Here is a 20830-nt window from a genome sequence, read left to right on the forward strand (position 1 = left end):
GAGCGCCCTATCCGACTACATGACGACAACCACCAAAGTCAGCACGTAACGGATCGACAGACGAGAACTGACCGATGGCATTCCTGGAGAAGGTGCTGTCTCGGCGGTTTGCGGCACCGAAGGGCAGGGGAATCGCTCGTGACCACCGTTGGCGAACAGATTAAGAGTGCAGATGATGCAATCTGTCGGAATATCGCTTCACTCACCGACCAGCGAGCGCTACTCTCACAGAATATCCTGGCCCAACTCCGCAATCTGGTGGAGGGAGTTTCGGTACGCCTTCATACTGGCCGGTCTGACATAGATTTCAACTATGCGGCTATAGAACCCGGACTCGCCTTCGTCAGAGGCAAGGCAAAACTCAACTTCCTCGGCAAGTTCCACAAGCTAATCCAGATGAGCGCCTCTCACTACACCCTGAGTGGGGATTCATCCGAGCGATTGATGCTCAAGTACTACGAGTACCTCCATCGCATCCGCAGCCTACTCAAGGACAGCTGCGGGATTGAGGCGTTGGCGAATCTCGAAGCATTCCCCGTCGACCTCGACCCATCACTGCGGGAGTACCATCAGAAGATCGCCGCGAGGATCGAGATGGTCCGTCCGACACCGAAACCGCAGGACTCTGCGGCGCGAAGCCGATACTACATCCACAAGACTCGCCCTTTCTTCGTAGGAGATCGCATCTACTACGAGGTCACCTTCTATCGAGCTGTCAATAAGGTGAGCAAGTTTGACCGCATAATCGCCTTCACTGACATCGACATGACCGACGATTATGCAGCCATGCTTACGCTCCAGAGCGACTCGATCGAAGTACTCGACCAGAAGATGCCAATCACGATCATTCGCGAGTGGGAAGTCTCCATACGTCCGTGCGAGTTCAACAACTTCGCTCGCCTCCTAGATGTCGCCACCAACGTTCGGTCCAGCTCTCCGGAGTACCGTTATCTGATGCGTGGGCTGACATCAGCTTCGGGTAACCTACTCGACTTGATCGACATGGCCGACGATGAATACGCGAAGGTGAAGGCGACGGGTACGGCCGGCGTCACCGAACCGCGGATCTTCCCCGCGCTCGATGAAGCACGCCGCATCGTGAGGTCAGCAGCTCCAGGCCACAACGTCATCCGTTATCTATTGCTTCGGATGCACAACCAGGTTCTAAAGTCGCAGTATTACTGGCAAGGCTGCGGCCGCCTCTCGGGGATGAAACTGCAATATGGCTGCATTCCGTTCGACACTATGCCGCTCTGTACCTCACTACCCGGGCACAACCCCCGGTATTGGGATCTCATCGAGAGCCTCGGAGCGACCGGACGAAGCCATGAATTGCTCGCTCGACGCGTGAAAAACAATGTGGAACGTAACGGGATCCTCTACACGCCCGAGGCCGATCTCGCGGAGCTCGGGGACGTCAAGGAGTTGATCGACACATACAACAACAAACTCTACTACAAGCACAAGGAGCGCCGACTCGTACGGGACAAGGGGCACGTATTCATTTGCGGGTACGAGCACGACACCGTCGCCATCGTCGAGAAGCTACAGGAGAGCGCTTCATCCGGAATCGACGGCTACAGCCAGGCCGTCGAACGCTGGCTCGATGAAATACCTCGCGGAATCGACGACGAGGGCAAGAAGGATGCACTCAAGCTACTCTTCAGCCAGTCGCGTGTCGCTTTGATCTATGGCGCAGCCGGCACTGGCAAGTCAACGATGGTGGACCACATCGCGAACTACTTCAACGACAAGGAGAAGCTCTTTCTCGCGCACACCAACCCAGCGATCGACAACCTCAAGCGCAAGGTGACTGCGCAGAACTCGACGTTCCGGACGATTAGTAGCCAGATCCACCGAAGCGCCACGGATCCGGAGTATGACCTTCTAGTTATCGATGAGTGCAGCACGGTCAGCAACACTGACCTACTCAAGGTACTAGAAGAGACGTCCTTCAAGTTGCTCGTGCTCGTTGGCGACGTTTACCAGATCGAGTCGATCCAGTTCGGAAACTGGTTCAGCATCATCCGTTCCTTCCTCCCGAACACCTCAATATTCGAGCTGAAGAAGCCATTCAGAACCAATAACGAATCACTCCTCGGCTTCTGGGAGAAGGTCCGGAACGCTGACGACGCCATCGCCGAGGTCATGGCTCGAAACGGATACTCGACCGTTCTCGACAAAACACTGTTCGAAGCTCAAAGCGACGACGAGATCATCCTTTGCCTGAACTACGACGGCCTCTACGGCATCAATAACATCAACCGTTTCCTCCAGAGCAGCAACCCCAATGCAGCGACCACTTGGCGCGTCTCGACGTACAAAGTCGGCGATCCAATCCTCTTCAACGAAACCGAGCGCTTCCGTCCACTGATCTACAACAATCTGAAGGGGCGAATCGTCGATATCGAGCGCTTCCCTGGCCGGATCCAGTTCGACGTCGAACTCGATCGAACGGTCAGCGAGTTCGACGTTGACGGTGATGAAATCGAATGGATGGGGGACGCGACTGTGCGATTCTCCGTCTACGAGTACGACACCAGCGACGAGGACGATGACTCGCTGAATACCAGCGTGCCCTTCCAGGTAGCCTATGCGGTTTCAATCCATAAGGCACAGGGTCTCGAGTACGACTCCGTCAAGATCGTCGTCACCGATGCCAACGAAGACGACATCACACACAGCATCTTCTATACAGCCGTCACTCGGGCACGTGAGCGCCTGCGGATCTTTTGGACGCCCGAGACCCAGCAGGCCGTTCTCAAGGGGCTCCACCGGAGCTCCAACCCGAAGGACGTCGCTCTACTGTGCAGCCGTCGTGGGCTTACTCCGGTCACTGGAACTCGACGATCCACCTGACCACTCGCGGCGCGACGGATGAGCGGCTGCCTCCGATCCTCAAGTCCGCCACGGCAGCGGGGCTCGACTACCCGCACCCAGGTAATCGAGCCCCACAGCACACGCTGGTGTCCTCGCTGTCCATAACAGCGGGGACACCAGTCGTCAGGCGGCACGGCCTGTGGGTAGCTGCGAGGCCCACATCGCGACCTCGGTCAGGTACTCGGGTTGCAGCCCGAGGTGTGGGTCGGGCTGCACGAGGAGGGTCGCCGCTCCGCGGGCGGTGCGCTCCGCAGCCCAGGCGTGGTCGAGGCCGGTGAAATCGTCGTCAATCCAGACGGCGCGGGCGTCGCCCAGCCAGGCGTCGACGTGGTCTCGCTTCCACAGGTAGCCGTTGGGGTGGCTGGTAGTGATCTGCGGACGCGGGAGATCGACGTGCGGCAGCATCGGGAGGCCCAGGAGGGGCCCGATGAGGGTGGTGGCGTCCTGGCGCCAGCTGGTGCACCAGACGGGGGTGACCAGGCCGGTGCGGATCACGTCCATGAGCATGGGGCCGTGGTCGGGGTTGAGCCAGACGGTGACCGGGTTGTCGGCGCTGCGGCCGGCGGGGACGACGTCGTGGCGGGCGTGAGTGGCCGGGGTCGAGCCGTCCGTGTCGGGGAAGGGTATGAGGACGCCGTCAATATCGAGGAGCAGGTAGGGCGGGCGCATCGGTCCTCCATAGGCCGGATGAGCGCAGCTGTCAGAGCTTGCGGGCGCGGACCAGCAGGGTGGTGGGCCAGTGGCCCATGCGGGAGTCGTGGAACTCCTGGGCTGAGGTGAGCCAGAAGCCCGCCTGGCTGAGGTGCTTCTCCCACCGGTCCGTGGAGAACTCCCAGCGGGCGATGGGGAGCCGGGTACGGTCGGGAAGGATGACGTAATCGCGGCGAGGCCGATCGTCGCCAGAGGGGCTGCGGCCACCACGCTGCGGGTGCGGAACCGAAAAGGCGAGCACTCGTCCGGGCGTGAGGCGTCGAGCGATGGCCGGGAGCAGGAGCTCGGGGGCGACGAGCCCGATGGCGCCGAAGACGGAGTAGATTGCGTCGAACTGCTCGTCGGCGGCGTGCAGGTAGTGCAGGGCGTGGCCCGCGACGAAGGTGAGGTTGGTGAGCCGTCCGTAGTGGGAGCGGGCGCGGCGGACCTGGAGGCCGACCAGGTCGACACCGGTGACACGGGAGCCATGGCGGGTGGCGAGGTGGGCGGCGTTGTGGCCGGGGCCGCAGCCGAGTTCCAGGAGTCGCTTGCCGCGCAGGTCGGGGCTGAGGATCTCTGCTCCGGGACCTTGGCCGGGTCTCGTCGTCCACTCCATCCGGGCCGGTACGGCCAGAGGCTCGGCGAGTCCGGCGGCGGTGCGCTGGAGGGCGTGGGCGTGCCATGGGGATGCCTGGGCGAGCACGTCAGATCTCCAGGAGGCGGAGGACATCGGTGAGGTGGCGGCGGACGGCCTTGATGTAGGCGGGGTCGGTGGCCGGGTCGTTGATCCAGCGGATGGACTGCTCCATGAACCACTCGACGGCCCACATACGGTGCCAGCCCAGGGCCCAGTTCTCGGCGGCGAGCCCGCCGCGCGGGGCGAGGGCGTCGGGGGTGCCGCCGGCGGTGACGTACTGCTCCAGGAAGACGCGGAGGCGGATGGGGTGCGGGGGCTCGATGGTGCCGTGCCAGCTGGCGAGGTCGAGCAGGCCGGGGCCGGTGAAGGCGCGGGCGAGGTCGAGCAGCCCCCAGCCGCGCTCGCCGATGTGGAGGCTGGTGGGGTGGAACTCGGAGTGCACCCAGCCGAACGGTTCCAGCGTTGCTCCGGCCGAGCGGGCCTCGGCGGCCTGGGCGATACGGTCGAACGCGTCCTCGACATCGTCGACGTCCTGCCACCGATCGGCCTTGCGCAGCCGTTCGAGATGCTCCAGCGCCCGGACCGGCAGCGTCCGCAGCCGGCACTGGTCGAGGACAGACAAGGGCGGAGCCGTACGGGTGCCGTGCAGGACCACGGCCGCGGCGACGCCGTCGAGGTCGTCGGCCTCGCGGACGGACGGTCCGAGGTCCTCCATGAGCATGCCGAGCCAGCCGTTCAGGACGGCGGAGGCGTGGACCTGGGGGACGGGGACGCCGAGGGTGTGGGCCAGGCGGAGGGCTTGGTCCTCGCTGTCGAAGGGCTTCTTGGCGTACTTGAAGATGGCCGTGGAGCCGTCAGGGAAGGTCACGCGCTCGACTCCGGACATGGACCACACGCGCACCTCCTCCCGTACGGGGGTGGTCTGGCCGGTCGCGGTGAGCAGGTTGTCGAGGAGTTCGGCGCTGGGGTTCGTGGTCACGTGGGAGCTCCTGGGAGGGATGGTGGCGTCCGGGGCGGGCGAGGGATGCCGGCCCGCCCCGGAGCCCGATCGGGTGGTGGTTACGCGGCGGGGTTCACGCGGTGGGCGTAGACCTGCTCGATCCAGCCCGCCTTGAAGGCCGCGAGGTCGTCACGGAAGTTCGCCATCGAGGCACCGTAGGGCGCGACCACGCCGCCGGACTGGTCCGGCACGGACTGGCAGCCGTGTACGAGCCGGCCGCCGAGGGCGGCGTGGGCCTTGATGGACTCGATCCGGCGGTGCTCGTTGAACCAGCCGCCGTGGTAGACCTCGTCGAGCATCCCGCCCATGTCGTCGTCCAGGTCGAAGACGACGGAGGTGGCGGCGGGGAAGAACCAGCACGGGCCGACGTTGGAGATGTGCCCGTCCAACTCCACCTTGTTGAGCGCCATGAGCGTGGCCGCCTCGCGCAGCATCCGCAGGTGCTCGGCGGTGGTCTGCGGCAGGCCGAGGCCGGCCAGGTGCTCGTCGCGGAACAGGTACGCGTACACCTCGTACGCGGTGGCCAGGACACGGGCCGCGTCGGACGTGGACTCGCTGTGCTGCTTGATGAAGTCGAGCGTGAGCTGCTCGACCGCGCTCTCGGTCGTCTCTTCCACACCCAGGAGCTGGGCCTTGACCAGCTCCCAGTCGGCGACGAGCCACGTGTTCGACTCGAAGCGGAAGAAGTACTCGGTCGGGTCGATCGTCATGCGCCGGCCGTCGACCTGGATGCCGGGCAGGCGGCTCCAGCGTGGGTCGAACGCCTCGGGCAGTTCGACCGTGATGGCCGTGGTGTCGATGGCGGTCACCGTGTCTCCGTCTCTGATCGGCCAGGTTCGGGCACGGGAATGCCCGAGCCCGGTGTGGGCGTACGGACTTCGGGGTGCCGCCCGGACCAAGGAGGGAGCCTGGATCACGGTCACGCCGTTCCGGGCGGCTGCTGATAAGTGAACCGGTGGTCACGGTCAGTGGGTACGGTGGAAGGCAGTTGAAGCGGTATACGCGGTTTACAGCTCCGGAGTGGAGGCGATCGTGGCGGCGCCTAGGGAATCCAACTCCCGTCTGCGCGACGTCATCGCGGCGGTCGGCTGCACCTACGAGGCCCTCGCCAGAGACGTGCGGCGCATCGCGGCCGAGAATGGCGAGATCCTCCAGACCAACAAGTCGGCCATCTCGCACTGGGTGAACGGCACCCGCGCCCCGTCGGGCCGGGTAAGTCAGTACCTGGCCGAGGCGCTTTCCCGCCGAGCGGGGCGCACGGTCACCCAAACCGAGATCGGCCTCCAGGCCAGCGATGACGAAGCGCCGGCGGAATCCGACCCTGTCCTCGCCGTCACCGACCTGGGCCGCGCCGACGTCGAGCGCCGCCGCTTCCTCGCCATCGCGGCCTTCACCACCGCCGGCGTCGCCATGCCGCTCGGCTACGACCACGAAGCCACCGCGCGCATGCTCCGCGCCCGCACCGGCACCTCCCTGGTTGGGACGGAGGACGTGGACGTCGTACGGCAGATCACTGCGGCCTTCAGCGCCGCCGACGAGCGCCTCGGCGGCGGGCACGGCCTGACCACCGTCACCGCGTACCTCGCCGACACAGCCGCACCCATGCTGCGCGGACGCTTCCCCAGCGAAGCCTTACGCCGGGCCGCCTTCGGTGCCGTCGCCGAACTCACCTACCTCGCCGGATGGAAGCACCACGACCTCGGCCAGGAAGGCGCCGCCCAGCGCTACTACCAGGTCGGCTACAAGCTCGCCTGCGAAGCCGACCCCCACGGCCACGCCGCCTGGATGATGCGCGCCCTCGCCCACCAAGCCCTCAGCCTCAAACAGCCCCACCACTGCGTCGACCTCGTCGAAGGCGCCCTCCGCACAGGTCTCGGCCACGTCGACGGCCAGACCGAGGCACTCCTCCACATCACCCACGCCCGCGCCTACGCCGCCACCGACGAGAACTCGTCGGCCGCACGCGCCCTGCTCGCCGCCGAAGACGCCCTCCTCCGCGACGACGGTCCCCAGCCCAGCTACTCCCGCGTAAGCGGCCCCGCCGCCGGAACCGTGACCAGCCACACCGCCCGCACCCTGACCGACCTCGCCGACCACATCGGCACCGAACAGCAGCACCGGGACGCGCTCACCCGCTGGGACCCGGAGAAGTACAAGCGCGTCCATGCCCTCACCCACGCGGACCTCGGCGACAGCCTGGCCGCCCAGGCCCGCGCCGACGAAGCCGTCGCCGCCTGGACCCAGGCCCTGGTCCTCATGGAGGGCATGACCTCCGACCGCACCCGCAAGGCGATCACCTCGATCCGCACCACCCTCGCGGTCTACCAGCGCCGCCGCGTTCCCGGCGCCGCCGATCTCGCCCGCCGCGCCCGCGAGACCCTGGCCTAACATGCCCGACAACCCGCCCGACGAAGGGAACACCGTGACCCAGCAGACCGACGACCAGCCGAAGGCCCTCAAGCCGGCGCTCGAATCGATGACCCTGCTGGTCGCCGCCGTCATCGTCCACGACAAGGCCACCAACCGCGTCGTCCTCCTCCAACGCAGCGAGAACGCGAAGTTCGCCCAGGGAATGTGGGACCTCCCCGTCGGCAAGAGCGAGCCGGGCGAACCCATCACCGAAACCGCGGTCCGCGAGCTCTACGAGGAAACCGGCCTCACAGTGAAGCCCGAGTCCCTCAAGGTCGCCCACGTCATCCACGGAGCTTGGGGCGTGGAGGCCCCCAACGGCTTCCTCACCGTCGTCTTCGCAGTCCACGAATGGACCGGCGAACCCGAGAACCGAGAACCCCGCAAGCACGCCCAGGTCCGCTGGGTCGACGCCGACTCCGTCCCAGACGAATTCGTGGACACCACAGCCAGCGCCCTCCATCGGTACCTCGCGGGAGGCCCGCAGGTCTCGCTCGACGGCTGGAGATAGAGCGCCAAATGCAGCTTGGGGGCCCTTCACCATCCGCGCTCGGCACCCGAGTCGACCGCGTGCTCAACGACGGTCCGAAACGTCAACCCGCGTACTAGCATCGTTCCGTGATGATCGAGAGAGAGGCGAACCTGCTCCTGGTCTGGCTGCTTGGGGAGTCCAACCGCGACACCCAAGCCCTGGTGGACGCGGAGCCTTTCTGGTATCCCCCCGGCGATGATGGCCTGGTCGCCCTCATCGACTATCTCAGGGGGGAGGGCATGGTGCACAACACCGAGCTCTGCGCCTCTGGAACGGTCTGCTCGCTCACCGCACACGGAGTGGCTGAGGCTGAGCGGCTCATTGCAGACCGGAATAGCCCCCGCATAAGGCTCGACCATGCCATCAACGGGCTTGTAGCAGCCGCCATGGAGAACTACCCGACGACTCGACTGAAGTTGATCGACTTTCTGTGCTCCATGCGCATGGCCGTTCTGGACGAAACTCTGGAGGTTGCCGAAGTCTTCCGGGCCGTCGAATACCTAGAGGCGAACGGGATCGTGACGGTTGATGCCCGGTCGCCTCAAACAGTTCGTGCCGTCACCCTGACCACTCTCGGCATCGAGTGCGGGTTCAAAGATCCAATCTCTGTGAGGAACTTCTTGAACGATCAGCGACAGCCCGGCATCCATAACGAGTGGAACATCACCGTTAACGGGGGCGCGCCCCAGATGGGCCAGGGCAACACCCAGAACAACACCTTCGGCTACGACCCCCAGCAGCTCACGCAGTTCGCGCGCGAGGTTCTGGCCGCCGCACACTCCGCGGACGTGCCAGAGGAGGTCCGAGCCAGGGTCGTCGCCGACGTGGAGGATCTGCAGGCGGAGCTTGCCACAGCCGCGCCTGATTCCGGGCGGGTTCGCCAGCTCGCGGAGAGGGTGCTGCAGAGCGCCAGGGCCAACCTGCCCGCCCTTGGCTGGACAGGGGTTGCCCAGTTGGTTTCGGCAAGCCTCGGCATCCCACTCTTCTGAGCCGCGAGTAGCACCCAGCAGTCCGCACACAGTCCGCAGGACACCCGATCACGACCATCACACCCCATCGCCAGCCAACAGCAAAAGGCCAGGTCAGCGACCTGCAGCCACAATCGCTGCAGGTCACCGACCCGGCCCATTACTAGGAGACGAAGAAGGCCTGACCACGGGCTTTCGCCCCGGCCGGCGAGCGGTGCACCCTCGCGGGCCGGCGAACCGCCGCGGAAGGGGCCCGGCCGGTATCCCGGCCGGGCCCCTTCTCCGTCTCCGGGCACGGCCCCGCCCCGTCGCACCCCGGACGTCACCGGTGAAGCGCACGGGCGCACCCCCTTTCAGCCGTTCACGCCCGGACGACCGGGCGTCCCCCACCCTGCCGCGCGCCACCGCACGCTACTGCGCGCGCTCGTCCTGGGGAGTCTCCTCGGACTGTTCGGTGTACGCGCCGCACTTGGGTTCCGGCATGCTCCGGGACCCCAGGCGGGCACATAGGCGCCGAGCGTCTTGCGCCGCCGTACCACTGTGTCCACAGGCTGTCCGCAGTCGGGACAGACGTGCTCGTCTCTGCCCATGTCCTCAGGTTATTGCGGGACCCGGTCCGGCGCCCCCTCCCGCGGCCGGACGCCCCCCACCTCACCCACCGCGTCAGCGCCTCCTGCCGTACGTCCGCACGATCGCCCGTTCCCGAACGTGCGTACCTCCCCCAGGGTGAACTCGTGCAGGGCGAAGCCCGAGCCGAACATCGGCACGCCGGCGCCCAGCACGTTCGGGTACGTCTTGATCACGAGCTCGTCGATCTTCGTCGACGAACTCCCCGGCGAGCCGCGAACCGCCGCACAGACAGATGCGCGCAGGCGGTGCCGTCCTCCGTGATGTCGATACGTCCCCGGGCCAGCACCATGTCGACGAAGGCGGTCATCAGCCGGGGTGCAGGGGCCGGCGGTGCGGAGACGGGGCGGGGCCCGCGCACCGTAAGGATGCGCGGGCCCCGCCCTGTCCCGGTCTCAGTCGCTGCGCCGGGTCACGAACTCCGCCAGTGCGAGCAGTCCGCCCGCCGCCTCGGGGTCGGGAACCGCGCGGGACAGTTCGTACATCGCCCGGGCCATACGGTCCGCCGCCTGCAACTGGGCCCAGTCCCGGCCGCCCGCCCGCTCCACGGCGAGGACCGTGCGCTCCAGATCACCTTCCTCGTACGGCAGTCCGTAGAGCTCGGCGAGTTCGTCCGCCGCCGGGGTGCCCGAGGTCAGTGCGGCGACCACCGGCAAGGACTTCTTGCGGGCCATGAGGTCCGCCCCGGCCGGTTTGCCGGTGCGGCCCGGGTCTCCCCAGATGCCGATCACGTCGTCGATCAGCTGGAAGGCCAGCCCGGCCTCCCGGCCGAACGCGTCCAGCGCCTCCACGTGAGCCTCCCCCGCTCCGGCGTACAGCCCGCCGACCGCGCAGGCGCACCCGAGCAGCGCGCCCGTCTTGGCCTCGGCCATGGCGAGCACCTCGTCGAGTGCGACCTCGTGCGGGCCGCGCTTCTCGAGCGCCATGTCCACCTGCTGACCGGCGCACAGTTCGACCACACACGCCGCGAGCCGGGCGGCGGCCGCGGAGGACGCCGGGTGCGGATCCTCCGCGAGCACCCGCTGGGCAAGTGCCTGGAGGGCGTCGCCGGCGAGGATGGCGTCGGCGACGCCGAACACGGTCCACGCGGTGGGCCGGTGCCTGCGGGTGATGTCCCGGTCCATGACGTCGTCGTGCAGCAGTGTGAAGTTGTGGATCAGTTCCACCGCCGCGGCGGCCGGTACGGCGGGGGGCTGGGGACCGCCGAGCGCGGCGACCGCGGCCAGCACGAGCGCGGGACGTATCGCCTTGCCGTTGCCCACGGCGGGGGTGCCGTGGGCGTCCTGCCAGCCGAAGTGGTACCGCGCGACGCACCGCATCGGGCCCGGCAGCGACTCGACGGCCCGCCGCAACTCGGGATCGACCGATGCCCTCACCCGCTCCAGCAGCACCACCGCCTCCTGCCCCACGGGAGGACTCGACGCCGTGTCCTGCCCACCGGCTCCGTCCGGTCCGGTGAAGTCCTGCCTGCGCCTCCTGGCCGTGCTTCTCGGCTCGGCCGGGCACCTCGGCTCGGCCGGGCTCTGCTTCGTCTCCGTCATGAACTCACCCATGGATCACCTTGGGAGGTTGGCGGACGGTGGCGTCTCCGCTGTCGCTGGGCGCGTACCCCCAGGGTGTACCCGCCCTGCCGGGCGGGAACACGGCGTCGGGCCCGAGGGCGGTCACCCCCAGCGGCCGATCTCGACGTTCTCCAGGACACCGAGTGCGTCGGGCACCAGGACGGCCGCCGAGTAGTACGCCGTCACGAGGTACTTGATGATCGCCTGTTCGTTGATGCCCATGAACCGCACGGACAGGCTCGGCTCGATCTCGTCCGGGACGCCCGACTGCCTCAGTCCGACGACGCCCTGGTCCTCCTCGCCCGTCCGCATGCAGATGATGGACGTCGTCCTGGCATCGGTGACCGGAATCTTGTTGCACGGGAAGATCGGCACCCCGCGCCACGCGGGGATGCGGTTGCCTCCGACGTCGATGCTCTCCGGCACCAGGCCGCGCTTGTTGCACTCGCGGCCGAACGCGGCGATCGCGCGCGGATGGGCGAGGAACAGCTTGGACGCACGCCTGCGGCTGAGCAGTTCGTCCATGTCGTCCGGGCCCGGCACACCGTCGTGCGGCTGCAGCCGCTGGTCGTACTCGCAGTTGCTGAGCAGCCCGAACTCACGGTTGTTGATCAGCTCGTGCTCCTGGCGCTCCTTCAGCGCCTCCACGGTCAGCCGGAGCTGCTGCTCGGTCTGGTTCATGGGCTTGTTGTAGAGGTCGGCCACGCGCGTGTGGACCCGCAGCACCGTCTGGGCGACGCTCAGCTCGTACTCGCGCGGCGCGCCCTCGTAGTCGACGAACGTGTGCGGGATGTCCGGCTCACCGGTGTGGCCGGCGGCGAGGTCGATCTCCTTCTCGCCGTAGTTGTTGGTGCGCTGCCCGGGGATCGACTGCTGGCGTTCCAGATGGTCGCGCAGCGAGGCGGAGCGCTCCGCGACCTGGTCGACGGCCCGGCGGGGCAGGACCAGCACGGTGCACGCGGTGACCGCGCGGGCGGTGTGCTCCCAGACGGCGTCCGGCTCCAGGAGCGCGTGGTCCCCGAAGTGTGCTCCGTCGGCGAGGACCCCGAGGACCGCGTCGTCCCCGTAGGGGCCGGTGCCGACCTTCTCCACCTTGCCGTGGGCGAGCAGGAACACCTCCTCCGCCGGGCTGCCGAACTCGGCGAGCACGGCCCCGGGCTGGAACTCCCGCTGTTCGCAGCGCCGGGCGAGCTCGCTCAGCACCTCCTCGTCCTCGTACCCCCGCAGGGGCGGCAGTTCGCCGAGCTCGGCGGGGATCACGGTGACCTGGTCACCGGTCTTCACGAAGGTGATGCGGCCGTCGCCGACCGCGTAGCTGAGCCGCCTGTTCACCCGGTACGTGCCGCCCTGCACGTCGACCCAGGGCAGCATGCGGAGGAGCCAGCGCGAGCTGATCTCCTGCATCTGGGGCACGGACTTGGTGGTCGTGGCCAGGTTCCGTGCGGCAGCGGTGCCGAGACTCTGCTGCGGTTTCTCCTGCTCCGTGCGGACCTCATCGCCTACCGACATAACGGAACGCCCTCCCGGTCGTGCAGTGATCTGGCGCGGTCATGCGCCGATCGCGCCGATCAGCCTTCCAGCACGGATTGCGCCCGTGCTATTACACGAAAGAGCGGGAATGGACCTTTTGCCTCATGGGAACAATGGGGCCGCACGAACGGCCGGGGGCCGCGTGGCGACGGGAACCGATGACACGGCAGGGCGGGAACTTCATGATCCGGCCGTCCGTTTGATGCGGTGACGGGCCCTTCGGGCGATCCGACCGAATCGGAGACGGACATGGCGGGATTTCTGGACCGCGCCAAGGAGCAGGCCCAGCGCGGCCTCACACAGGGCAGGCAGAAACTCGACGAGGTGCAGGCCCAGCGCGCCGGAAACGATCTGCTGAAGAGACTCGGCGCCGCCTACTACGCGGAGCGCCGCGGCAGCGGCTCCCCGGCCGCCACCCAGCAGGCCCTCCAGGCGCTGGAGACCCACATCGCCACGCACGGGGACGACTTCCTGCGTCCCTGACACCGCGCTCCGCCTGCTCCCTGTCACCCCGGGCGCTCCGTGCCCGCCCGTCAACACGCGCACGCTCTTTCACCCTGCGCCCGAAGCCGCCCGGCCGCCCCGTTCGGCCTGTTCATCGGGCTGACCGATCAGCCGCACATCGTTTGAAGGAGGAATCCCCGCCTCCGGCTTGCGGTACAAGCGCGGTACGAGGCGGCCGCGACCGGCGGCCGTCGCGGCGTGAAGGAGGCGGTCATGGCCCCACCCATGTCCGCGGGCAGATTCATCGGCGTCCTCAGAGCCGAGGGCGTCACCGTCGTCGAAGTAGGTGACTGGAGGAAGCACAACCGCAACCACAAGGGTGCCTGGGGCCCGGTGCACGGTGTGATGGTCCACCACACGGTGACATCGGGCAGTGAACGGACGGTCCGTATCTGCCGGGACGGCTACGCGGGCCTGCCCGGCCCGCTGTGCCACGGAGTCATCACCAAGGACGGCCGCGTCCACCTCATCGGATACGGCCGTGCCAACCACGCGGGGCTGGGTGACGACGACGTCCTGAGGGCCGTGATCGCCGAGAAGGCCCTCCCCCTGGACAACGAGGCGAACACGGACGGCAACCGTCACTTCTACGGCTTTGAATGCGAGAACCTCGGCGACGGCGAGGACCCGTGGCCCGAGGCTCAGCTGGACGCCGTCGAGCGCGTCTCCGCCGCGATCTGCCGCCATCACGGCTGGACGGCCCGATCGGTGATCGGCCACCTGGAATGGCAGCCGGGCAAGGTGGACCCGCGGGGCTTCAGGATGGCGTCGATGAGGGAGCGCATCCACGCCCGGCTGAAGTAGCGGCAGCAGCGGCACGGAAGTACGCGGGAGTACACGCGTGACGCGGGGCGCCGGCCCCGGCGATCGGGCTGCCGCGGAACCTCGCGGCAGCCCGATCGCACTCCGGACCCCTGTGCCGGACAATGACCGGGTGAACGGCCCCGGCTCCCCCGACCACCCCCACCACCCCGCCCTCGCCGCCTTGCGGCCGCGGCTGCCGTCGCCCCTGCAGGACGTCACGGACGGACGGTTCGAGCGGCACGGGGTGCGGCTGGTGCTGAAGCGGGACGACCTCGTCCACCCGGAGCTGATAGGCAACAAGTGGCGCAAGCTGGCGCCGAACCTGGAGGCCGCGGCGGGCCGTACCGTCGTCACCTTCGGCGGCGCCTACTCCAACCATCTGCGCGCCACCGCCGCCGCGGGCCGCCTCCTGGGGCTGCCCACGGTGGGCGTGGTGCGCGGCCAGGAGCTCGCCGGCCGCCCCCTCAACCCCTCGCTGGCCCGGTGCGCGGCCGACGGCATGCGGCTGCACTTCGTGGAGCGGTCCGTGTACCGCCGCAAGGCCGAGCCCGAAACGCTGTCCGGCATCCTCCGCGCCGTGGGCGCCGAGGACGCCTACGTGGTCCCCGAGGGCGGCAGCAACTCCCCGGCCGTACGCGGATGCCGGCGGCTCGGTGAGGAGCTGCGCGGCCACGCGGACGTCGTCGCCCTCGCCTGCGGCACCGGCGGCACCCTCGCGGGCCTGGCCGCGGGTCTCGGACCCGGCCGGCGCACCCTGGGCATACCCGTGCTCAAGGGCGGCTTCCTGGACGGCGAGATACGCGCCCTGCAGCAGCGGGCGTTCGGCGGCCCCCTCGGCGACTGGTCCCTCGACGACCGTTTCCACTTCGGCGGTTACGCGCGGACCACGCCCACCCTCGACGCCTTCGCCGAGGACTTCGAGCAGCGCCACGGCCTCCCGGTCGAGCGGCTCTACGTCGCGAAAATGCTCTACGCGCTCGTCGCGCTCGCCGAGGAGGGGGCCTTCCCCCACGGCACGACGCTCGCCGCGGTGATCACCGGAGCACCGTTCGGCGGCTGACGCGGCGGCACCGTCCCGGCGCCACCGCGCCCCTCGCGCGTCCTGCCGCTACGCCTCCTGCCGGTAGGCCGCCGCCTCCTCCAGGTCCAGCCTGCGCAGCAGGGTCCGCAGCATCTCGTCGTCGATGTGCCGCGCGTCCCGCAGCTTCACGAACACCTCCCGTTCGATGCCGATCAGCTCCCGCGAGAGCCTGCGGTACATGTCGTCGACGCTCTCCCCCGTCACGGGGTTCACCGCGCCGAGCCGCTCCCACACCGCGTTGCGGCGCCGCTCCAGCACCGTGCGCAGCCGGTCGGCCAGCGGCGGCGGTAGCGCGTTGCGCTCGTCGGCGAGCAGTTCCGCCAGGCGCTGCTCGGCGGCCCTGGAGGCCTGGGCCTGGGCGTTGGCCTCGGCGAGGGTGTCGGCCTGTGCGTCCCGTCCGGGCAGCCCGAGCAGCCGGATCAGCGGCGGCAGGGTCACCCCCTGCACCACCAGCGTCCCGATCACCGTCGTGAAGGTCAGGAAGAGCAGGAGGTTGCGCTCCGGGAAGGGCTCGCCGTCCACCGTCAGCGGGATCGAGAACGCGATGGCGAGGGACACCACGCCCCGCATCCCCGCCCAGGCGACGACGAACGGTCCCTGCCAGCCGGGGTTCTTCTCCCGCTCCCTGATGCGCTTCGACAGCAGCCGCGGCAGGAAGGTCGCCGGGTAGACCCAGACGAACCGGGATGCGACCACCACGAGGAAGACCGCCAGCGCGTACCAGGTGACCCGCGTCCCCTCGTACTCCTCCCCCAGCCCCTCCAGCACGACCTTCAGTTGCAGTCCGATGAGTGCGAACACCGATGACTCCAGCAGGAAGGCGATCATCCGCCATACCGCCGCCTCCTGGAGCCGGGTGGCGAAGTCGACCTGCCAGTTGCGGTGTCCCAGGTAGAGGCCCACGACCACCACGGCGAGCACACCGGAGGCATGCACCCACTCGGCGAGCCCGTACGCCACGAACGGGATCAGCAGGGAGAGGGTGTTTTGCAGAAGCGCTTCCTTCAGATGGGTGCGCAGCCAGTGGATCGGCGCCATCAGCAGCAGCCCGACCACGATGCCGCCGACCGCCGCCAGCGCGAATTCGCCCAGCGCGCCCGACCAGGTCGCCCCCTCGCCGATCGCGGCCGCCAGGGCCACCCGGTAGGCGGTGATCGCGGTGGCGTCGTTCACCAGGGACTCGCCCTGCAGGATCGTGGTGAGCCGGGACGGCAGTCCCACCCGGCGGGCGATGGCGGTCGCCGCGACCGCGTCCGGCGGTGCCACCACCGCCCCGAGCACCAGTGCCGCCGGCAGCGGCAGACCGGGCACGAGCAGATGGGCGGCCCAGCCGACGGCGAAGGTCGCGAACAGGACGTAGCCCACCGACAGCAGCGCCACGGGCCTCAGCTGGGCCCGCAGGTCGAGGTAGGAGCTCTCGGTGGCCGCCGTGTAGAGCAGCGGGGGGAGGATCAGCGGCAGGAAGATTTCGGGGTCGAGCCCGTACTCGGGCACTCCGGGCACGAACGAGACGGCCAGGCCCACCGCGACGAGCAGCAGCGGGGCCGGGACCGGCGCGCGGCGGGCCGCTCCGGCGACCGCTGCGCTGCCCGCGACCAGCAACAACAAGGGCAACACGTCCATGGGTCCGGTCCACTCCCGTCTCCGCGCGGCGTGCCGCGCACCCGTCGTAATGTGGCAATCATGAAACAGTGCACGCACACCGAAGCGCTGCCGCAGCCCGAACCCGCACCTCTGACCGAGACGTGCGAGGAGTGTCTGGCGGCCGGCACACACCCGGTGCAGCTGCGGCTGTGCCTGGAGTGCGGGCACGTCGGCTGCTGCGACTCCTCGCCGGGCCGGCACGCGACCGGGCATCATGAGGAGAGCGGCCATCCCGTCATGCGGACCCTTGAGCCGGGCGAGACCTGGCGCTGGTGCTTCGTCGACAACGTTCTCGTCTGAGCGGCGGCGGACAGGCGGCACGGCCCGTTCGAAAATCGCTGACACGAGAGCGTGCTCGTGTGGCACGGTTCGACGGTCCGTCGCATGGGTACGTCAACCCGGCGAGCGCTCTTCCTATTTGAAGCCCGCAGACCCCTAGCCACCGAGCGTATTCATAGTATTACTATGAGTGACAGTACGGGGCGGGGCCCCCGGGACAGGTAACTTCTGCGCGCGGTAGCGTCACCGCTGAACCACGTAGCGCGTTACCCCGGGGGGCGACCCCTCGGACCCCGAAACAGCTTGCACCACCTTGGAGGTGAGGGTGTCCCAGATCGCAGGCGAGCCCACGACCCAGGACTTCGTGGAAGTCCGGCTGCCGGCCGCGGGTGCCTACCTGTCGGTACTGCGTACGGCCACGGCCGGTCTCGCGGCCCGTTTGGACTTCACCCTCGACGAGATCGAGGACCTCCGCATCGCGGTGGACGAGGCCTGCGCGATCCTGCTGCAGCAGGCCGTGCCCGGCTCGGTGCTCAGCTGTGTCTTCCGGCTCGTCGACGACTCACTGGAAGTCACGGTATCGGCCCCGACCACGGACGGCCATGCCCCCTCGCGGGACACCTTCGCCTGGACCGTGCTGTCGGCCCTGGCGGGCAAGGTGTCGTCCGCCGTCGACGACGACAAAACCGTTTCGATCAGCCTCTACAAACAGCGCGGCGCGGGCCCCGGCCCGGCGTGAGGAACGGGGACGGGCCGGTGCGGGACGAAGAGCGCGGCACACGGGAACTCCCCGCCGAGGACGGGGGTCGGCCCTGCTCGGTCGGGGCCGGGACGCCGGGGCCGGACGGTCCGGGCGGAACACGGCGCTGGGCGGACGGCGTCGACGGCATCCCCGAGCAGGCCCGGCCGCACCCGGAGGACGGATCCCCGGCGGTGGCCGGGACGTCCCGGTGGGCGGGGCCGGTCGACGGCGAGGAGCGCACGACGCTCTCCGACGGACGACGGAATCCGGAGGGTGCGGTACGGAACACCACGTCCTCGGAAGGGCGGCGTCTGGTGACGGCGGGCGGGACTATGAGCGAGCACGAGCGAAACGCTGAGCAGCGCGTGCAGGGCACGCAGCACGATCCGCAGGACCGCAGCGGGGCGCGGGCGATGTTCGTCGAGCTGCGCGAGCTGAGCCAGGGCAGCGCCGAGTACGCGGAGCTGCGCAACCAGCTGGTCCGGATGCATCTGCCGCTCGTCGAGCATCTCGCGCGCCGCTTCCGCAATCGCGGCGAGCCGCTGGACGACCTCACGCAGGTCGCCACCATCGGTCTGATCAAGTCGGTGGACCGTTTCGACCCGACCCGCGGGGTGGAGTTCTCCACGTACGCCACGCCCACGGTGGTCGGCGAGATCAAGCGCCACTTCCGGGACAAGGGCTGGGCCGTCCGGGTCCCGCGCCGGCTGCAGGAGCTCCGCCTGGCCCTGACGACGGCCACCGCGGAGCTCTCCCAGCAGCACGGCCGCTCCCCCACGGTCCACGAGCTCGCCGAGAAGCTGTCGATCTCGGAGGAGGAGGTCCTGGAGGGCCTGGAGTCGGCGAACGCCTACTCGACCCTCTCCCTGGACGTCCCCGACACGGACGACGAGTCGCCCGCGGTCGCGGACACCCTGGGCGCGGAGGACGAGGCGCTGGAGGGCGTCGAGTACCGCGAGTCGCTCAAGCCGCTCCTGGAGGACCTGCCGCCTCGCGAGAAACGCATTCTGCTGCTGCGCTTCTTCGGCAACATGACCCAGTCACAGATCGCCCAGGAGGTCGGCATCTCCCAGATGCACGTCTCCCGCCTGCTGGCCCGCACCCTGGCCCAGCTCCGGGAGAAGCTGCTGGTCGAGGAGTGACCCCGGATCGCGGCGCACACGGCGCCGCGAGGGCCGACCGGTCGTACGGGCGCACGGACCGTACGGGCCCGCAGACCGGTCGTACGGCCGCTACTTCGGTTCCCCCGCCTCGCCCGGTGCCCTGATCCCGAGGGCCCGGGTCGTCACGGGGTTCACCAGCAGTACGAGCGCGGTGACCGCGACGACCGCCAGGGCGATCCCGCCCGGGATGGCGATGCTGTCGGCCTGGAGCAGGTTGTACGCGACCGGCAGCGCCAGTATCTGGGTGATGACCGCGGGGCCCCGGCTCCAGCCGCGGCGCAGGAACAGCCCGCGCGCGGCGAGCAGCGGCAGCAGCGCGAGCACGATCAGCGTGACGCCTCCGGTGACGGCCGAGCGGCGGTCGTCCGCGTCTCCCGTCATCCCCACCACCAGCATGGCGACACCGCCGACGGCGAGGGCCGCCCCCTCCAGCGCGGCCAGCGCCGCCGCGGCGGTCAGCCGCCCGGGACGCGGCTCGACGGCGGTGTCATCCGGTGTGGTGGGGTTCTGCTCAGAGCTCACCCCTGAAGGGTAGCCCCCGCCCATCCCCGGCGGCCGGGCCCCCGCAGCCGTGCACGCGCGGGCGCCCGTGCACGCCGCCCGCCGCGCACACGCCGTCCGCCCGGCCTGCGCGCGCCCGTCCCACCCGGCAGGCGACAGCCCCCGTGCGCCCCACGTGTCCGGCATCACGCCCGAACGCCCTCGTGATCCCTGCTGTGGTCTGGGCCGGAATACCGCCCAGTAGGTAACCTGCAACGCATGCGTGCACTTCTCGTGGTCAATCCGGCAGCAACCACCACAAGCGCACGTACGCGCGATGTCCTGATCCACGCGCTCGCGAGCGAGATGAAGCTGGAGGCGGTCACCACCGAGTACCGCGGGCACGCCCGGGACCTCGGCCGCCAGGCGGCGGAGAGCAAGGACATCGAGCTGGTCGTCGCCCTCGGCGGCGACGGCACCGTCAACGAGGTCGTGAACGGCCTCCTGCACCAGGGTCCCGACCCGGCGAACCTCCCCGGCCTCGCGGTGGTCCCCGGCGGCTCCACCAATGTCTTCGCCCGCGCCCTGGGCCTGCCCAACGACGCCGTCGAGGCTACGGGCGCCCTGCTGGACGCCCTGCGCGAGGGCCGCGAGCGCACGGTCGGCCTGGGCCTGGCCGCCGGCACCCCGGGCACCGAGGACGAGGCCGTCCCGGCCCGCTGGTTCACCTTCAACGCGGGCCTCGGTTTCGACGCGGGCGTGGTCGGCCGTGTCGAGCAGCAGCGCGAGCGGGGCAGACGCTCCACACACGCCCTGTATCTGCGCCAGGCGGTCCGCCAGTTCCTCGGGGAGCCGCACCGCCGGCACGGGACCATCACCCTGGAGCGCCCGGGCATCGACCCGGTGACCGATTTGGTGCTGTCCATAGTCTGCAACACCTCTCCGTGGACGTATCTGATCAATCGCCCGGTGTACGCGTCGCCTAAGGCCTCGTTCGACAAGGGGCTCGATGTGCTCGGTCTCAGCCGGATGTCGACGGCCGCGGTTGCCCGGTATGCCACCCAGTTGCTCACTTCGTCCCCCGAGCGCGGACCCCATGGGAAGCACGCCGTCTCCCTGCACGATCTGACCGACTTCACCTTGCATTCGAAGGTGCCGCTCCCCCTCCAGATGGACGGAGACCACCTGGGGCTGCGTACGAGCGTGACGTTCACAGGCGTACGCCGTGCACTGCGTGTGATTGTGTGAGCGGAACGGGCAAAAGTCCTTCCACTCGAACGTTTAGGCCAGGATCCACC

General features: G+C 68.8%; 19 protein-coding genes and 1 pseudogene. 11 read left to right on the top strand and 9 right to left on the bottom strand.

What is annotated here, in order from left to right:
• Positions 1–138: 138 nt before the first annotated feature.
• Complete coding sequence (locus IE242_RS02020) at positions 139–2859, top strand: ATP-dependent DNA helicase (protein WP_189854646.1); 2721 nt, start codon at positions 139–141, stop codon at positions 2857–2859.
• A 144-nt stretch (positions 2860–3003) separates the two neighbouring features.
• On the opposite strand, the gene IE242_RS02025 is transcribed toward IE242_RS02020, so the two are convergent.
• The 4 genes from IE242_RS02025 to IE242_RS02040 all read right to left on the bottom strand — a co-directional run bounded on the left by IE242_RS02025 (position 3004) and on the right by IE242_RS02040 (position 6016).
• Positions 3004–3549: an HAD domain-containing protein gene (locus tag IE242_RS02025; RefSeq protein WP_189854648.1), complete on the bottom strand. Its 546-nt coding sequence runs from the start codon at positions 3547–3549 to the stop codon at positions 3004–3006.
• Between the two features lie 31 nt (positions 3550–3580).
• Complete coding sequence (locus IE242_RS02030) at positions 3581–4273, bottom strand: class I SAM-dependent methyltransferase (RefSeq protein WP_189854650.1); 693 nt, start codon at positions 4271–4273, stop codon at positions 3581–3583.
• A 1-nt stretch (position 4274) separates the two neighbouring features.
• Positions 4275–5186 (bottom strand): aminoglycoside phosphotransferase family protein, encoded by a 912-nt coding sequence (locus IE242_RS02035; protein ID WP_189854652.1) that lies wholly within the window; start codon positions 5184–5186, stop codon positions 4275–4277.
• A gap of 80 nt (positions 5187–5266) precedes the next feature.
• Positions 5267–6016, bottom strand: a complete 750-nt coding sequence (locus IE242_RS02040) for a hypothetical protein (RefSeq protein WP_189854654.1) — start codon at positions 6014–6016, stop codon at positions 5267–5269.
• 223 nt (positions 6017–6239) lie between these two features.
• Here IE242_RS02040 and IE242_RS02045 point away from each other — a divergent pair, with 223 nt between their 5' ends.
• The 3 genes from IE242_RS02045 (at position 6240) to IE242_RS02055 (ending at position 9137) form a co-directional block, all read left to right on the top strand.
• Positions 6240–7595 (top strand): NsdA family TPR-like regulatory protein, encoded by a 1356-nt coding sequence (locus IE242_RS02045; RefSeq protein WP_189854656.1) that lies wholly within the window; start codon positions 6240–6242, stop codon positions 7593–7595.
• A 1-nt stretch (position 7596) separates the two neighbouring features.
• The gene (locus tag IE242_RS02050) at positions 7597–8127 is read left to right on the top strand and encodes an NUDIX domain-containing protein (protein ID WP_189854658.1); all 531 of its coding nucleotides are present in this window, start codon (positions 7597–7599) and stop codon (positions 8125–8127) included.
• Between the two features lie 107 nt (positions 8128–8234).
• Complete coding sequence (locus IE242_RS02055) at positions 8235–9137, top strand: hypothetical protein (RefSeq protein WP_189854660.1); 903 nt, start codon at positions 8235–8237, stop codon at positions 9135–9137.
• 642 nt (positions 9138–9779) lie between these two features.
• On the opposite strand, the pseudogene IE242_RS37330 reads toward IE242_RS02055, so the two are convergent.
• The 3 genes and pseudogenes from IE242_RS37330 to IE242_RS02065 all read right to left on the bottom strand — a co-directional run.
• Positions 9780–9980: pseudogene (locus IE242_RS37330) on the bottom strand (dihydrofolate reductase family protein); the annotation flags it as partial.
• A 158-nt stretch (positions 9981–10138) separates the two neighbouring features.
• The gene (locus IE242_RS02060) at positions 10139–11296 is read right to left on the bottom strand and encodes a family 2 encapsulin nanocompartment cargo protein polyprenyl transferase (protein WP_189854662.1); all 1158 of its coding nucleotides are present in this window, start codon (positions 11294–11296) and stop codon (positions 10139–10141) included.
• Positions 11297–11407: 111 nt separating this feature from the next.
• The gene (locus IE242_RS02065; RefSeq protein WP_189854664.1) at positions 11408–12814 is read right to left on the bottom strand and encodes a family 2B encapsulin nanocompartment shell protein; all 1407 of its coding nucleotides are present in this window, start codon (positions 12812–12814) and stop codon (positions 11408–11410) included.
• A 270-nt stretch (positions 12815–13084) separates the two neighbouring features.
• Here IE242_RS02065 and IE242_RS02070 point away from each other — a divergent pair, with 270 nt between their 5' ends.
• The 3 genes from IE242_RS02070 (at position 13085) to IE242_RS02080 (ending at position 15203) form a co-directional block, all read left to right on the top strand.
• On the top strand, positions 13085–13318 hold the full coding sequence (locus IE242_RS02070) for a hypothetical protein (protein WP_189854666.1): 234 nt from the start codon (positions 13085–13087) through the stop codon (positions 13316–13318).
• Positions 13319–13552: 234 nt separating this feature from the next.
• Positions 13553–14143, top strand: coding sequence for an N-acetylmuramoyl-L-alanine amidase (locus IE242_RS02075; protein ID WP_189854668.1), 591 nt, complete (start codon positions 13553–13555; stop codon positions 14141–14143).
• 130 nt (positions 14144–14273) lie between these two features.
• Positions 14274–15203 carry a 1-aminocyclopropane-1-carboxylate deaminase/D-cysteine desulfhydrase gene (locus IE242_RS02080; protein ID WP_189854670.1) on the top strand — a complete coding sequence of 310 codons (930 nt, stop codon included), beginning with the start codon at positions 14274–14276 and terminating at the stop codon, positions 15201–15203.
• A 48-nt stretch (positions 15204–15251) separates the two neighbouring features.
• Here the strand turns inward: IE242_RS02080 and IE242_RS02085 are convergent, their stop codons facing one another.
• Entirely contained in the window at positions 15252–16847 is a 1596-nt protein-coding gene (locus tag IE242_RS02085) for a Na+/H+ antiporter (RefSeq protein WP_189854672.1), read from the bottom strand.
• A 60-nt stretch (positions 16848–16907) separates the two neighbouring features.
• Between IE242_RS02085 and IE242_RS02090 the strand changes: the two genes are divergently transcribed.
• From IE242_RS02090 to IE242_RS02100, 3 genes are all read left to right on the top strand, one after another.
• On the top strand, positions 16908–17168 hold the full coding sequence (locus IE242_RS02090) for a UBP-type zinc finger domain-containing protein (protein ID WP_189854673.1): 261 nt from the start codon (positions 16908–16910) through the stop codon (positions 17166–17168).
• A 304-nt stretch (positions 17169–17472) separates the two neighbouring features.
• Positions 17473–17886, top strand: coding sequence for an ATP-binding protein (locus IE242_RS02095; protein WP_030574593.1), 414 nt, complete (start codon positions 17473–17475; stop codon positions 17884–17886).
• 17 nt (positions 17887–17903) lie between these two features.
• A complete protein-coding gene (locus IE242_RS02100; protein ID WP_229858038.1) occupies positions 17904–19031 on the top strand; it encodes an RNA polymerase sigma factor SigF in 1128 nt (375 codons plus the stop codon).
• Between the two features lie 90 nt (positions 19032–19121).
• On the opposite strand, the gene IE242_RS02105 is transcribed toward IE242_RS02100, so the two are convergent.
• Entirely contained in the window at positions 19122–19574 is a 453-nt protein-coding gene (locus tag IE242_RS02105; protein WP_189854675.1) for a hypothetical protein, read from the bottom strand.
• Between the two features lie 237 nt (positions 19575–19811).
• On the opposite strand from IE242_RS02105, the gene IE242_RS02110 reads away from it, so the two are divergent.
• Positions 19812–20780, top strand: coding sequence for a diacylglycerol/lipid kinase family protein (locus IE242_RS02110; protein WP_189854677.1), 969 nt, complete (start codon positions 19812–19814; stop codon positions 20778–20780).
• Positions 20781–20830: the final 50 nt, after the last annotated feature.

Origin of the sequence: Streptomyces poonensis, assembly GCF_014650915.1 — a bacterium.
GTDB lineage: Bacteria > Actinomycetota > Actinomycetes > Streptomycetales > Streptomycetaceae > Streptomyces > Streptomyces poonensis.